Origin of the sequence: Neotamlana laminarinivorans, from assembly GCF_020523925.1 — a bacterium.
GTDB classification, from domain to species: Bacteria; Bacteroidota; Bacteroidia; order Flavobacteriales; family Flavobacteriaceae; genus Neotamlana; species Neotamlana laminarinivorans.
Genome location: NZ_JAJAPW010000094.1, coordinates 1 through 282, shown reverse-complemented (window position 1 = coordinate 282; position 282 = coordinate 1). Strand labels below are relative to the sequence as shown.

The 282-nt window shown below is 33.7% G+C and carries 1 pseudogene; it reads left to right on the top strand.

The window, feature by feature from the left end:
• Positions 1 to 282, top strand: a pseudogene (locus LG649_RS16185) (hypothetical protein); the annotation flags it as partial.

The following is a 282-nucleotide window of genomic DNA, read 5'->3' as shown; positions in this document are numbered from 1 at the left end:
GATACCGTTATAGTGATTTTCCATATTACATTTTAAAGAAATTTATTGAACAACATTACGACAGAACATTAGATGAGTTGGTACAATCGCATTTTTACGAATCATTAGGAGCCAATAACACATTGTATAATCCTTACCACAAAATAAGTAGTAAAAAAATAGTACCAACTGAAATTGATGATTATTATAGATATGGGAAAATACATGGTTACGTACACGATATGGGAGCGGCCATGCAAAATGGAGTAGGAGGACATGCAGGTGTGTTTAGCAATGCCAATG